This window comes from Mesorhizobium atlanticum, from assembly GCF_003289965.1.
GTDB classification, from domain to species: domain Bacteria; phylum Pseudomonadota; class Alphaproteobacteria; order Rhizobiales; family Rhizobiaceae; genus Mesorhizobium; species Mesorhizobium atlanticum.
Genome location: NZ_QMBQ01000005.1, coordinates 643,998 through 657,207, shown reverse-complemented (window position 1 = coordinate 657,207; position 13,210 = coordinate 643,998). Strand labels below are relative to the sequence as shown.

Here is a 13,210-nt window from a genome sequence, read left to right as displayed (position 1 = left end):
GAGGCAGCGGTGCGCGGCGTGCGCCAGAACGGCGCCGTCAAATGGCGGGGCACCGAGATCTATGTCTCGGCCACGTTGGCCGGCGAACCGATTGCCATTGAAGAGACCGAGGATGGCGAGTGGACGATGCGCTTCCACACCCATCCGCTCGGCTTCATCGATGAGAAGCACATGAAACTGGTTCGCCGCAGCGCCGCGCCAAGACGACCGCTTGGCGCTGCGGCGACCGCATCATAGGGGGAGAAAACTGTTACCTATGTATCCGGTTCAAAGTGTTACCCATCTATCCCCTGGACACGGCGCGCAGCGCCGAGACGGAGCGGGGGCTGCGCCGACCTATGCAATTGCCTCAGCAGCCCGCCCTGCCCCATCACAAGAACTTGTTCCGTCACATCACCTTCACACTCACCATGGATATGCCGCGCCGGCTTGGCGTATCGTACCCGCAAAGCCTCGAACAGGAGCAGCGACCATGGCAGGCGACCCGAAGGCATCCGCGCAAATCCAGGCCGATGACGAGAACGACGTCGCCGGCGAATATCTCGAGGCGGAAACCGTGCCGGAGGATGCCCAGGCAGCCGCCGACGAGATCCTCGAAGCGCCGGAGGTGCCGGATTCCGAGCCGCAAACGGAACCGCATGTTCCGGGCACGGCCCGGATCAAGCCCAAGAAAAAACCCTCGGCGATATCGGGGCGCAAATTCCGCAAGCGCGACCTGGTGCGCATCGACGATCTCAGGCCCAGCCTCGCCGACCGCATCCGCTCCGACCACCCCGACCTGCCGCGCGGCGCCCGCATCAGCCGCGAGGAGCTCGGCCGCTACCGCATGCGCTACATGGAGGAGCTGCTGCAGCAGGAGCACGGCGAGTTTTCCGAGCTCGACCGCCAGGTGGTGGAATCGATCGCCAAGCAGGACACGATCTCGGAAAACTCGGAAGAGGAATATGAGGAGCACCGCTCCTTCCCCGACCGCGTCTCCGACACGATGGCCGAGTTCGGCGGCAGCTGGTGGTTCCTGATCTCCTTCGCGGCGGTGCTGCTGCTGTGGATCGGCATCAACCTGGTCGCCGGCACGACCAACGCCTTCGACCCCTACCCGTTCATCCTGCTCAACCTGCTGCTCTCCTGCATCGCCGCGATCCAGGCGCCGGTAATCATGATGAGCCAGAAGCGCCAGGAGGCCAAAGACCGGCTGCGCTCCTTCAACGACTACCGGGTGAACCTCAAGGCCGAGCTGGAAGTGCGGCACCTGCACGAAAAGCTCGACTACCTCATCTCGCGCCAATGGCAGCGCCTGGCCGAAATGCAGCAGATGCAGCTCGATGCCATGCACGAGCTGACCGGCGCGAAGAAGCCGAAGCGCGCGACACGGGCGGTGCGAAGGAAGACTGCGAAGGTGGGGGCGGAGGGGTGAGCGCGTTTCCTCGCCCCACGCAGTGGGGAGAGGTGTCTCGGCGAAGCCGAGACGGAGAGGGGAGCGCCCTATCCGACAGCCCATCGGTCAGCCAATCGCCTCATCAGCCCCCGCACAATCGCCAATTGCCCGTTGAAGCCCGCAGCGGCTTCCGCTAAGAAGCCGTGGCTGGCCGGCTCACCGGCCGGTTCGTTTTCCGGTTCCCCGGGAAGCACCCGTAGCTCAGCTGGATAGAGCGCTGCCCTCCGAAGGCAGAGGTCACAAGTTCGAATCTTGTCGGGTGCGCCATTCGTTGGCGCCACTGTTCCTCACCCCACCACCTCCCCTATCGCCTGCGCCAGCCTCTCCACCCCGTCCCGCGTCTGCGCCGCGTCACACGCCGCATAGCCCAGCACCAGGCCTTGGGTCGGCGCCGTGTTCTGAAAATATTTCGACAGCGGCGAGACGTTGATGGCCCTTTTGGCCGCGGCCTGGCTGACCTTGATGTCGTCTATGCCTTCCTTGAGATAGCCCACCACCTGGATGCCGGCTTCTGCGGGGGAGAGCGTGATCTCGTCGCGCAGGCGCTCGGTGACGATGTCGCGGAAGAGCTGGCGGCGCTGGGCGTAGATGCGGCGCATCCGCTTCAGATGCCGGCTCATATGGCCTTCGGTGATGAAATCGGCGAGGGCGGCCTGCAGCAGCAGCGGCGCGAACTGGCCGGTGGTGGAGAGCGCGTTGACGATGCGGCCGGCAAGCTCCGGCGGCAGAACCATGAAGCCGATGCGCAGGGCCGGGAACAGGAGCTTGGCGAAGGTGCCGACATAGATGACGCGGCCGGAGCGGTCCATGCTCTGGATCGCCGGCACGGGGCGACCCTGAAAACGGTATTCGCCGTCGAAATCGTCCTCGATCACCCATGAATTGGCGGTCTCGGCGATGTCGAGCAGGCGCAGCCGCTCCTCCATGCGCATGGTGATGCCGAGCGGATGCTGGCAGGCCGGCGTCACATAGATGAGGCGGGGCGAGAAGCTTGGAATGTCGAGACGCCAGCCGCGCTCCTGGTCGACCGCAATCGGCAGGATCCTGGCGCCGGCCACGGTGAAGGCGGCCTTGGCGCCGTAATAGCCGGGCTCCTCCATCCACACCGTGTCGTCGGGGTCGAGCAGAAGCCGAGCCAGAAGATCGAAGGCGGCCTGCGCACCGGTGGTGATGACGATCTGCTCCGGACGGCAGCGCACGCCGCGCGCGGAATAGAGATAGCCGGCGATCGCCTCCTTCAGCGCCGGGTGGCCGGTGACGTCATAGGTGCCGAACAGCGTCTCGCCGCCATGGCTGGCGCGACGCGCCACCAGCCGGCCCCAGACGCCAAAGGGAAAGCTCTGCGCATCCGGCATGCCGGGGTGGAAGGCGACATGCCCCGGCCTGCCGTGATGGTAGGGCTGGCTGAGCAGCAGCCGGCCGCGCAGCGAAGGTGATCGCAGCGGCACGGGCGGTTCCTCGCGCGGCGACTCGCGCGGGCCTTCGGGCAGGTCGACGATGACCGGGCGGGCGCCCTGGCGGTTGGCGAGATAACCTTCGGTGACGAGCTGGTCGTAAGCGGCGACGATGGTGTTGCGGCCAAGGCCGAGCTCGGCGGCCAGAGCGCGGGTGGAAGGCAGCTCCGAGCCGGGGGGAAGCGCGCGGCTGCGGATGATGGCGACGAGGCCGTGATAGAGCTGGCGCGAGAGATGCTCGGGGCTCGAGCGGTTCACGGTGAGCGTGTCGAGCGGGAAGGCCTGCGGTTTGGGGTGCGGGCGCATTTTCACCGCGCTCTGGCGTTGGACGGGAGGTGTGTGCTCTTGACCCGGCGGCGGAGGGCAATCGCATAGGGCGCTCCCCCTCTCCGTCTCGGCTTCGCCGAGCCACCTCTCCCCCACTTCGTGGGGGCGAGGAACTTGGCTTCCAAGGTCGAGTTTCTTCGCCCCCCTCTCTGTCCTGCCGGACATCTCCCCCTCAAGGGGGGAGATTGGCAGTTCGAGCGCCTCGCTTCTCCTTGCAACGTTGGTGATTGGCGAAAGCCGGCGTGACATCCGATCTCCCCCCTTGAGGGGGAGATGGCCGGCAGGCCAGAGAGGGGGGCCTCGCGCTGCCGCTCGATGATTTCCAGATTTCCCATCCCCGCATCCTGCCACACCCACCTCCCAGCACAAACTGGTTCCTTCATTTTCCGGAAAACTGGCCCTCGCGATGGAGACAGAGCGGCGTAGACTTTGCCCTGTGACGTTGGGGTGAGACGTCGGCGCAAGACGGGGAACACAAGTCCGGGCTAGCAACTGGGAGGCTGCCGGCCGGACAGGCAAGGCAGGGCGATGCATCGCCCGCCGCAGGCATGAAGCCATTTCCCTCCCGAAATGAGCACCCCGCAGCCATCTGGGTGCGGGGCGGAAAGCGAGCAATGACGACAGTTCGACTTGGCATCAACCCGATCACCTGGACCAATGACGACGTGCCGGAACTGGGCGGCGACACGCCGCTCGAGACGTGCCTGAGCGAAACCGCGGAAGCGGGTTATGCCGGCACCGAGCTTGGCGGCAAGTTTCCGCGCGACAGCCGCACGCTTCGGCCCATCCTCGACCATTACGGGCTGGCGCTGGTCTCCGGCTGGTATGACGGGCGCATCTGCGAGAAGGAGGTCGACGAGGAGTTCGAGGCGATCCGGCCGCATCTGACGCTGCTGCGCGACCTCGGCGCCCGGCATGTCGTCTATGCCGACACCTCGCGCGGCCGGCACGGCGCCATCCACGATCCGATCTCGCGGCGGCCGAAGCTGATGGACGGCGAATGGAAGGCCTATGGCGCCAAGATCACCAGGCTCGCCGAGCGATTTTCGGATTTCGGCGTCGGCATGGCCTTCCACCATCACATGGGCACGATCGTCGAGACCGACCAGGAAATCGACAGGCTGATGCACACAACCGGCGAGGCGGTCGGCCTGCTCTACGACACCGGGCACTGCGCCTTTTCCGGCGGCGATCCGGAGCAATTGCTGCGCCGGCATGTCGTGCGCGTCGTGCATGTCCACTGCAAGGACGTCCGCCCGGCCATGCTGAAGAAGGCGCGCGACACCGACATGAGCTTCATGGGCGCGGTGATGGAAGGCATCTTCACCGTGCCCGGCGACGGCGCGATCGACTATCCGACGCTGCTCAAGATCCTCGCCGACCACGGCTATTCCGGCTGGCTGGTGGTGGAGGCCGAGCAGGACCCGGCCAAGGCGCACCCCTTGACCTATGCCACGATGGGGTATCGCAATCTGAAGAAGCTGGCCGAGGGCGCGGGCTTCTATGTCCACGAGCGCAAGGGCTGAGGAAAGCATGGGGCGCCGGGGAGGGAGATGAGTTCGGTTCTGTACCAGAAGGTGGTCAAGAGCTTCGGCGCGCTCAACGTGCTGCGATCGCTCGACCTTGCCGTGCCGGATCACAAATTCCTCGCTTTGCTCGGCCCGTCGGGCTGCGGCAAGACCACGGCGCTGCGCATCCTGGCCGGGCTCGACATGCCGAGCGCGGGCAAGGTCTTCATCGGTGAGCGCGACGTCACGCGGCTGCAGCCGCGCGACCGCGACATCGCTATGGTCTTCCAGAGCTACGCGCTCTATCCGCAGATGACGGTCGCCGAAAACATCGGCTATCCGTTGTGGATCCGCGGCACGCCGGACGCCGGGCGAAAGGCCAAGATCGGCGAGGTCGCCGCCATTCTCGAAATCGGCCACCTGCTCGACCGCAGGCCACGCCAGCTTTCGGGCGGCCAGCGCCAGCGCGTCGCGCTGGCGCGCGCCATCGTGCGCGATCCGGCGGCCTTCCTGATGGACGAGCCGCTCTCCAATCTCGACGCGCGGCTCAGGCTCACCATGCGCGGCGAGATCAAGCGGCTCTGCCAGCGCCTCAGCGCCACCACCATCTACGTCACCCACGACCAGGTCGAGGCCCTGACGATGGCCGACTTCGTCGCCGTCATGCATGGCGGCGAGCTGCAGCAGATGGCGCCGCCCATCGAGATATACGACCGCCCGGCGAACCGCTTCGTCGCCACCTTCGTCGGCAACCCGCCGATGAACATCCTGCCGGCGGCGCTTTCGGAGAAAGGCGTCATCGTGGCCGGCAAGGTCGTCCCGCTGGACGCCGCGCGGCTCGCCGCCTGCCGCGCCGCCTCCGTCGCCGAAATCGGGCTGCGGCCGGAAGATTGCAGCGCTGCCGCCGCCGACACACCCGATGCGCTGCAGGGCGAAATCTACGTCGTCGAACCGATGGGCAACGAGACGCTGGTCAATGTCCGCCTGGAAGGCGGCAACGTCTCGGTCCGGGCCGGCCGCGAATTCAGGGGTGTGGTGGGTGAAAGCATCGGCGTCGCCTTCGACCCGGCGAACGCCTGTTTCTTCAATTCGGCCGGCCTGACGGCCGTCCACAGGGTCAACAACAATGGGAGAGTGACATGATGCATTCCAGCAGACTTACTCGCCGATCCGTCATCAAGGCCGGGCTTGGCATGGCCCTGGCGACCACCGCGCTGACCACGCTCGGCCTGCCGATGCCGGCAAAGGCGGCCGGCAAGAAAGTGATCATCGGCGCCTTCGCCGATGGCGGCCTGACGCCGTTCAAGGAAAAGATCATCCCGCTGGCCAAGGAACAGGGCTTCGACATCCAGTTCCTCGAGGACGAATACGGAGTGACGCTCGAGAAGTGGTTCGCCGACGCCCAGAGCGGCGCCGGCCAGTACGACCTCTATCTGCTCGACGACCCGTGGGTGCCGCAGTTCGGCGCCGCCAACGTGCTCGAGGACCTTGGCGCCGGCGGCATCGATGGGTCGGACAAGGACTGGATCGGCCCGATGATCGACATGGGCTACTGGCCGCCGCAGAAGGGGCCTCGCGTCAAGGGTTTCGAGAACGCCAAGCCGACGCTGATCTGCGTGCCCTTCGTCGGCGACCTGCAGACGCTCACCTATCGCAACGACGTCTTCACCGGCGGCGCGCCGAAGACCTGGGACGAGGTGATCGCCAAGGGCAAGGAAGGCGTCGCCGCCGGCAAGATCAAATACCCGGTCGTCTTCCGCGGCGTTTCCGGCAACCCGATCGTCACCAGCTGGTATCCGGTCTTCCTGTCGTTCGGCGGCTCCTTCTTCGACGACAAGTGGAACCCGATCTTCAATTCCGCCGAAGGCAAGGCCTCGGCCGATTTCTTCGTCGGCACGATGAAGCAGAACGCACCGAGCGGCGTGGTCGAGTTCGATTCCGACCAGGAGGGCGCGGCGATCCTCGGCGGCGAGGCAGGCGCCATCATCCAATACTCGGGCAACGCGCTGAAGGCCGATGATCCCGCCCAGACCAAGGTCGCGGGCAAGCTCGATTTCGGGGTCGTGCCGAAACAGGAAAAGGCGATCGCCCAGATGGGCATCTTCATCGCCGGCGTGCCAAAATCGGCGCCCAACAAGGCGAACTCCATCGAGTTCCTGAAGTGGTATGTCAGCGCCGAGACGCAGGCCAAGCTATCGGAAGCGGGCTCCATTCCGGTCAAGCGCAGCGCCTTCGGTGTCGCCAAGCCCGGCAACCGGCTGATACCGATCGCGCTCCAGCAGCTCGACGCCGGCGCGCTGCCCAGGCCGCGCACGCCCGACTGGGCGAAGGTCGAGGAACTGCTCGGCATCGAGCTCAACAAGGCCTTGCAGGCAGGCTCCGGCGGCGGTGCCGCTTTGGATACGGCGGCCAAGCAGGTCAAGGACTACCTGACCACGGTCGGGTACTACTGATGCGAACCGGCACGCAGGCGCGCAAATATCGCCTGCAGGGGGCGGGGCTCGACCTCGCCCTCCCCTATCTCATGCTGGCGCCGGGCCTGATGGTCGTGCTCGGCGTGCTCGTCTATCCGCTTTGGGACGGGCTGCGCGCCAGCACCCGGGCTTATCGCTACGGGTCGCCGGTCGCAGATGTCGGCTTCCAGAACTATGTGCAGCTTTGGAGCGACGCGCAGTTCCTGAACTCGCTGTGGGTCACGGTCAAGTTCGTGGCGCTTTCGGTGTCGATCGAGGCGGTGCTGGGCTTCGCGCTGGCCTTGTTCTGCCTGCATGAATTCCGCGGCATACGGCTGCTGAGGACGGTGCTGATCATTCCCATGGTGATCACGCCGGTCGTCGTCGCCATCCTGTTCCGACTGATCTACGCCAGCGACGCCGGCATGCTGACGGCGCTCTCGGAAGCCATGGGCGGCGGCGGGGTCCAGATCCTCGGCAACCCGCTCAATGCCTTCATCGGCCTTGTCGTGCTCGACGTCTGGGAATGGACGCCGCTGATGTTCCTGATCCTGCTCGCCGGCCTGCAGTCGCTGCCGCACGAGCCGTTCGAAGCGGCGCGCGTCGACGGCGCCGGGCCTTGGCGCGTCTTCGCCGATCTCACCTTTCCGATGATGCGGCCGGTGCTCGCGGTCGCCATCGTGCTGCGCACCATCGACGCCTTCGGCACCTTCGACCAGGTTTTCGTGCTGACCCGAGGCGGGCCGGGCGAAGCGACGAGGCTGATCTCGATCTATGGCTATGACACCGCGTTCAAGTTCCAGCAGACCGGATACGCGGCGGCGCTGTTCGTGACGATCGGCCTCGTCGTGCTCGCGCTCGCCTTCAGCGCCATCAGGCTCCTGCGCAGGGTCGACGCGTCATGAGCACCCGTCTGGCGCGCATCCTCACCACCATCTTCGTGCTCGCAGTCGTGCTGCTGCCGATCTACTGGCTGGTCTCCACCTCGCTCAAGTCGAACCGCGAGATCACCCAGGAAGGCACGCTCTACCCGCATGTGCCGACGCTCGACAATTACGTCAGGCTGTTCACCGAAAAGCAGTTCGGCTCCTACCTGGCGAACTCGGTGGTGGTGACCTTCTTCTCGGTCGCGATAGCGCTGGTCTTCGGCGCGATGGGCGCCTACGCGATCGCGAGATTCCGCCTGCCGTTCGCCGCGGAGCGCAAGATCGGTCTCTTCCTGCTGACGCTTCGCATCATCCCGCCGGTGGTGATCCTGATACCCGTCTATCTCTTGATGCTGAGCCTCGGGCTGCTCGACAGCTGGCTTGGCCTGATCGCCACCTACACCGCCTTCAACGTCACCTTTTGCGTCTGGATGATGGAGAGCTTCTTCCGCGAGATTCCCGTCGACCTCGAGGAGGCGGCCATGGTGGACGGCGATTCACGCTTCGGCGCCTTCCGCCGCATCACGCTGCCGCTGGCAGCGCCGGGGTTGGCGGCCACCGCCATCTTCGCCGTGCTGGTCACCTTCAACGAATTCCTTTTCGCGCTGGCGCTGACCGCGACGCCGCGGGCAATGACCATGCCGCGCGGCACCGCCACGCTCATCGGGCGCATCGACACCGACTGGGCCTCGATGGCCGCCGCCGGCGTCATCGGAGCGCTGCCGATCGTCTTTTTCGCGCTGCTGGTGCAGCGGCACCTGGTTCGCGGCCTGACCATGGGCGCCGTGAAGTGACCGCCAGCCGGGCATGTTGAACTGGCCGTCGCGGACGGCCGCACAGGAAAGTTGAACGCATGATGGATGTTTGTCTGTTCGGGGTGGGACTGATCGGAAGGGTGCATGCCGGCAATCTCGCGCGCCACCCGAAGGTGAGGCTGCGCTATATCGTCGATCCCAACCGGGAGGCCGCCGCCAAGGTCGCAGCCGCGACCGGCGCCGAGATCGCCGACACCGAGACGGTGATGAACGATCCGGCGGTGAAGATGGTGTTCATCGCCTCGGCGACGCGCACCCATGCCGAGCTTGCCATGGCAGCGGCGGCGAAAGGCAAGGCGATCTTCTGCGAGAAGCCGATCGATCTCGATCTCAAGCGCACCGACGAGTGCCTGGCGGCGGTCGCGAAGGCCGGCGTGCCTTTCCAGATCGGTTTCAACCGTCGCTTCGATCCGAGCTTCCGGGCGCTGAAGGAGCGCCTCGACGGCGGCGAGATCGGCGCCGTCGAGCAGGTCATCATCACCAGCCGCGATCCCGAACCCGAAACCGAGGAAGCGCTTGCCGGAGGCGGCGGCGTCTTTCGCGAAATGACCATCCACGACTTCGACATGGCGCGGAACATGCTGGGCGAGGAGCCGGTGGAACTGTTCGCGACCGGATCCTCGCTGGTGGCGCCGCAATACAGGAAGCTCGGCGACTACGACACCGCGATGTTCATCCTGCGCACGGCGTCGGGGCGGCAATGCCACATCAACAACAGCGTCAGGACCGCCTATGGCTATGACCAGCGCATCGAGGTGCACGGTGCCGACGGCATGCTGCAGGCCGGCAACCGGCTGCCGACCTCGGTGGAGATGTATGGGAGCAATGGCATATCGCGCGACAAGCCCTACTACTTCTTCGTCGAACGCTATGCGGAATCCTACGCCGCCGAGATCGATCACTTCATCAGCTGCGTCGAAACCGGCAGGAGCCCGGCGGTCACCGCCAGCGACGGCCGCAAGGCCATGATCCTTTGCGAGGCGGCGCTTGCGTCGGCGCGGTCCGGCAGGTTCGAGCCGGTAAAGCTCTGAGCGGATGGTCTGAAGGCAAGCAGGAGTCACCGACATGAGGATTGGCATGATCACCGACAGCCTGGGCAACCTGTCCTTCGACGAGATGCTGCGCGCCTCGGCCGAGCTCGGGCTGGAGACGCTGGAGTTCGCCTGCGGCAACTGGTCGTCGGCGCCGCATATCGATCTGGCGGCGATGCTGGACAGTGCTGCGACCCGCGCCGAATTCGTCGCCAAGGTCCGCGACCACGGGCTGACGATCGCCGCGCTCAATTGCTCGGGCAACCCGCTGCATCCGGGACCGCAGGGCAAGCAGCACCGCCAGGTGACGGAAGACACGATCCGGCTGGCGAGCCTGATGGGCATCGACCGCGTGGTGATGATGTCCGGGCTGCCCGGCGGACCGGGCGACGCCAATCCCAACTGGATCATCACCGACTGGCCGCCCGAATGCGCCGACATCCAGCGCTACCAGTGGGACGAATGCATCATCCCTTACTGGCGCGATCTGGTGAAATTTTCGAACAATCTCGGCGTCGGCAAGCTCTGCCTGGAACTGCACGGCCACCAGGCCGTCTACAATGTCCAGACATTGTTCAGGCTTCGCGACGCCGTCGGCGAGACGGTCGGCGCGAACTACGATCCGAGCCATCCTATGTGGATGGGCGCCGATCCGATCGCCGCCGTGCGCAAGCTTGGCTCGGCGATCTACTATGTCCACGCCAAGGATACGCGTGTCGAGCCGATACCGGCGGCCATCGACGGCGTGCTCGATGCGCGCCCGCCGAACCATTATGCCGAAAGGGCCTGGAACTACATCACGCTCGGCTACGGCCATGGCGAGACATGGTGGCGGCAGTTCTGCACCGCGCTGAAGCAGGCAGGCTACGACGACGTGCTCTCGATCGAGCACGAGGACATGATGCTGTCGCCGATGGAAGGCATGCGCAAATCCGTAGCGTTGCTGCGCAATGTCGCCATCAACCTGGCTTGAGGCGGCCGATCCGAGGCGTCGTCGCCCAGACCGGTGCCGCCACCGGTGCCAGCCGTCGCGCCGGTTTTCGGCTCGATCACCTCACATCGACCCAGCGCTGCTCCTGGAAGGAGCGTGCCATGGCATGCACGGTGCGCTCGATCTCCAGCCCCTCGTCGAAGTCGATGATACGGGCCGGCTTGCCGGCGATGCGCATCAAAAGCTCGCGGCATTCGATCATCTTGAGGTCGTTGAAGCCGAGGCCATGGCCGGGCGCCGGCAGGAAGGAATCGTAAGGCTTGTGGTGCGGGGCGACCAGGATGGTGCGGTAGCCCTGCTCGGTTGGCCTGTCGGCGGTGAGGTAGAGCTGGAACTCGTTCATCCGCTCCTGGTCGTAGAGGATCGAACCCTTCGAGCCGAAGATCTGGATGGCGATGCGGCCCTTGCGGCCCCAGGCCGAGCGGTTGACCAGCAGCGTGCCGGCAACGCCGTTCTCGAGATGCATCAAGACGCTGGCGATGTCGTAGGTCTCGACGGCGCGGCGGGTGCCGGACGCGGTCTTGCGGTCGGCATAGGGTTTGACCATGTCGCACATGACGCGGCTGACACGGCCGAACAGCGCCTTGATCAAGGACAGCGGATGCACGGCGAAATCGTCGAGCGCGCCATAGCCGGACGAAGCCTCGTGCTTCCAGAAGAACAGCGCTTCCGGGTCGGCCATGAAGTCCTCGTCCATCTCGACGCGCACGAGATTCACGTCGCCGATGATCTTTTCCTCGAGCAGCGCGCCGATGTGGCGAATGGCGGGGTTCTGGATGTAGTTGTAGCCGAGCCCGGCGACCTTGCCGGATGCCCTGGCGGCCTTCGCCATCGCTTCCGCCTCGGCAAAGCTTGGCGCCATCGGCTTCTCGCACCACAGATGCTTGCCGGCCTCGAGGATGGCGATCGCCATTTCCGGATGGAACTGATTGGGCGTTGTCAGCGAGACGACATCGACCTCCGGATCGTTGACCACGGCGCGCCAGTCGCCGGAGCCCTTGGCGAAGCCGAATTCGCCGGCCTTGCGCCGGGCGAGCTCGTCATTCACCTCGCCCAGATGCACCAGTTTCGGCTTGTCGACATCGGGAAAGACGGTGCCCACCGCGTTCCAGGCGATGGCGTGGCACTTGCCCATGAAGCCCGTGCCGATGAGGCCCACTCCGACCATGTCGATTGTCTCCGAGATAAGGGAAATACGGTATGGATGAATTAGTCCATTTTGGAATCGAATGGAACATACAAATCATTTTTTATGGTGTTCTTGCGCGAACTCGCTATGATGAGGCAGGAGAGGGACAGACCATATGGGCGCGGACGGAGCGACGATGGACAAACGGGTGCCTCGTGATTTCGAAACGCTGCGCGCGACGATCCTGGACAGGCGCGCGAGCCTGCCCAAGCGGATCGCGCAGATCGCCGCCTATGCGCTCGACAACCCCGACGACATCGCCTTCGGCACGGCGGCGAGCATAGCCGCCTCGGCCGGCGTGCAGCCCTCGACGCTGATCCGTTTTGCCCAGCAGCTCGGCTTCGATGGCTTCACCAGCTTGCAGCAGGTTTTCCGCGAGCGCCTGCGCGAGCGCAATTCCTCCTATGACGAGCGGCTGGCTGCACTGCGCGCCAAGGCGGAGGAAGGCGCCGGTCACCGGGCGATCTTCGACGGCTTCGTCGCCGCCGCCAGCACCTCGCTCAGCGACATTTCGCGTGCGTTGAACGATGCGCATTTCGAAGAGGCGATCGCGCTCCTGGCGAAAGCCGAGACCATCTATGTGCTGGCCAAGCGCCGCTCCTATCCGGTCGCGTCCTACATCGCTTATGCGCTGGGCAAGCTCAAGATCCGCAACCAGCTGGTGGAATCGGCCGCAGGCCTCAATGCCGAGATGATCGGCTTCGCCACGCCGCGCGATGCTGTCATCGCCATCAGCTTCTCGCCCTACGCGCCGGCAACCATCGAGGAGACGCGCGCGATCGCGGAACAGGGCGTGCCGATCGTGGCGATCACCGACTCATCCTTCTCGCCGCTGGCGCAATTCGCCAAGGTTTGGTTCGAGGTCTCCGAGGCCGATTTCGGCGGCTTCCGCTCGATCTCGGCGACGATGGCGCTGGCCATGGCGCTGACCGTCGCCGTCGGCGAGAAGCGCCGCGAAGCCGGGCGCCGGCGCAAGGGCTGAGCCTCGCACACGAACGCTTTTCGCGTCGGGAACACTCATTCCATATTGACTATAGATTGGAATTAATATTTCATATTGGCGATACCACGCTGCCGTTGG

At 65.3% G+C, this 13,210-nt stretch carries 11 protein-coding genes, 1 tRNA gene and 1 pseudogene; 11 read left to right on the top strand and 2 right to left on the bottom strand.

Annotation, left to right across the window (positions count from 1 at the left end):
* From DPM35_RS20670 to DPM35_RS20660, 3 genes and pseudogenes are all read left to right on the top strand, one after another.
* Positions 1–237: pseudogene (locus DPM35_RS20670) on the top strand (integrase); the annotation flags it as partial.
* 235 nt (positions 238–472) lie between these two features.
* Positions 473–1,414 (top strand): DUF1003 domain-containing protein, encoded by a 942-nt coding sequence (locus tag DPM35_RS20665; RefSeq protein WP_112129063.1) that lies wholly within the window; start codon positions 473–475, stop codon positions 1,412–1,414.
* A 211-nt stretch (positions 1,415–1,625) separates the two neighbouring features.
* Positions 1,626–1,702, top strand: a tRNA-Arg gene (locus DPM35_RS20660).
* A gap of 20 nt (positions 1,703–1,722) precedes the next feature.
* Here DPM35_RS20660 and mocR read toward each other — a convergent pair.
* Positions 1,723–3,195 (bottom strand): rhizopine catabolism transcriptional regulator MocR, encoded by a 1,473-nt coding sequence (gene mocR, locus DPM35_RS20655; RefSeq protein WP_112129062.1) that lies wholly within the window; start codon positions 3,193–3,195, stop codon positions 1,723–1,725.
* A gap of 635 nt (positions 3,196–3,830) precedes the next feature.
* Between mocR and iolE the strand changes: the two genes are divergently transcribed.
* Genes iolE through DPM35_RS20620 form a run of 7 tightly spaced genes read left to right on the top strand, consistent with a single transcriptional unit; the run spans position 3,831 to position 10,922 of the window.
* Positions 3,831–4,742, top strand: coding sequence for a myo-inosose-2 dehydratase (gene iolE, locus DPM35_RS20650; RefSeq protein WP_112129061.1), 912 nt, complete (start codon positions 3,831–3,833; stop codon positions 4,740–4,742).
* Between the two features lie 27 nt (positions 4,743–4,769).
* Positions 4,770–5,867: an ABC transporter ATP-binding protein gene (locus DPM35_RS20645; RefSeq protein ID WP_112129060.1), complete on the top strand. Its 1,098-nt coding sequence runs from the start codon at positions 4,770–4,772 to the stop codon at positions 5,865–5,867.
* Complete coding sequence (locus tag DPM35_RS20640; RefSeq protein WP_112129059.1) at positions 5,864–7,177, top strand: extracellular solute-binding protein; 1,314 nt, start codon at positions 5,864–5,866, stop codon at positions 7,175–7,177. Before DPM35_RS20645 ends, DPM35_RS20640 begins: the two co-directional genes overlap by 4 nt.
* A complete protein-coding gene (locus tag DPM35_RS20635; RefSeq protein WP_112129058.1) occupies positions 7,177–8,082 on the top strand; it encodes a carbohydrate ABC transporter permease in 906 nt (301 codons plus the stop codon). Before DPM35_RS20640 ends, DPM35_RS20635 begins: the two co-directional genes overlap by 1 nt.
* Entirely contained in the window at positions 8,079–8,897 is an 819-nt protein-coding gene (locus DPM35_RS20630) for a carbohydrate ABC transporter permease (RefSeq protein ID WP_112129057.1), read from the top strand. Before DPM35_RS20635 ends, DPM35_RS20630 begins: the two co-directional genes overlap by 4 nt.
* Before the next feature lie 59 nt (positions 8,898–8,956).
* Entirely contained in the window at positions 8,957–9,949 is a 993-nt protein-coding gene (gene iolG, locus DPM35_RS20625; protein WP_112129056.1) for an inositol 2-dehydrogenase, read from the top strand.
* Between the two features lie 34 nt (positions 9,950–9,983).
* Positions 9,984–10,922 (top strand): sugar phosphate isomerase/epimerase family protein, encoded by a 939-nt coding sequence (locus tag DPM35_RS20620; RefSeq protein ID WP_112129055.1) that lies wholly within the window; start codon positions 9,984–9,986, stop codon positions 10,920–10,922.
* A 76-nt stretch (positions 10,923–10,998) separates the two neighbouring features.
* Here the strand turns inward: DPM35_RS20620 and DPM35_RS20615 are convergent, their stop codons facing one another.
* Positions 10,999–12,108, bottom strand: coding sequence for a Gfo/Idh/MocA family protein (locus tag DPM35_RS20615; protein WP_112129054.1), 1,110 nt, complete (start codon positions 12,106–12,108; stop codon positions 10,999–11,001).
* 157 nt (positions 12,109–12,265) lie between these two features.
* Between DPM35_RS20615 and DPM35_RS20610 the strand changes: the two genes are divergently transcribed.
* A complete protein-coding gene (locus DPM35_RS20610; RefSeq protein WP_181592083.1) occupies positions 12,266–13,111 on the top strand; it encodes a MurR/RpiR family transcriptional regulator in 846 nt (281 codons plus the stop codon).
* Positions 13,112–13,210 lie beyond the last annotated feature (99 nt).

Coding starts and splice junctions, on each gene's coding strand:
- DPM35_RS20665 (WP_112129063.1), top strand. CDS start 473: ATGGCAGGCGACCCGAAGGCATCCGCGCAAATCCAGGCCGATGACGAG.
- mocR (WP_112129062.1), bottom strand. CDS start 3,195: ATGCGCCCGCACCCCAAACCGCAGGCCTTCCCGCTCGACACGCTCACC.
- iolE (WP_112129061.1), top strand. CDS start 3,831: ATGACGACAGTTCGACTTGGCATCAACCCGATCACCTGGACCAATGAC.
- DPM35_RS20645 (WP_112129060.1), top strand. CDS start 4,770: ATGAGTTCGGTTCTGTACCAGAAGGTGGTCAAGAGCTTCGGCGCGCTC.
- DPM35_RS20640 (WP_112129059.1), top strand. CDS start 5,864: ATGATGCATTCCAGCAGACTTACTCGCCGATCCGTCATCAAGGCCGGG.
- DPM35_RS20635 (WP_112129058.1), top strand. CDS start 7,177: ATGCGAACCGGCACGCAGGCGCGCAAATATCGCCTGCAGGGGGCGGGG.
- DPM35_RS20630 (WP_112129057.1), top strand. CDS start 8,079: ATGAGCACCCGTCTGGCGCGCATCCTCACCACCATCTTCGTGCTCGCA.
- iolG (WP_112129056.1), top strand. CDS start 8,957: ATGATGGATGTTTGTCTGTTCGGGGTGGGACTGATCGGAAGGGTGCAT.
- DPM35_RS20620 (WP_112129055.1), top strand. CDS start 9,984: ATGAGGATTGGCATGATCACCGACAGCCTGGGCAACCTGTCCTTCGAC.
- DPM35_RS20615 (WP_112129054.1), bottom strand. CDS start 12,108: ATGGTCGGAGTGGGCCTCATCGGCACGGGCTTCATGGGCAAGTGCCAC.
- DPM35_RS20610 (WP_181592083.1), top strand. CDS start 12,266: ATGGACAAACGGGTGCCTCGTGATTTCGAAACGCTGCGCGCGACGATC.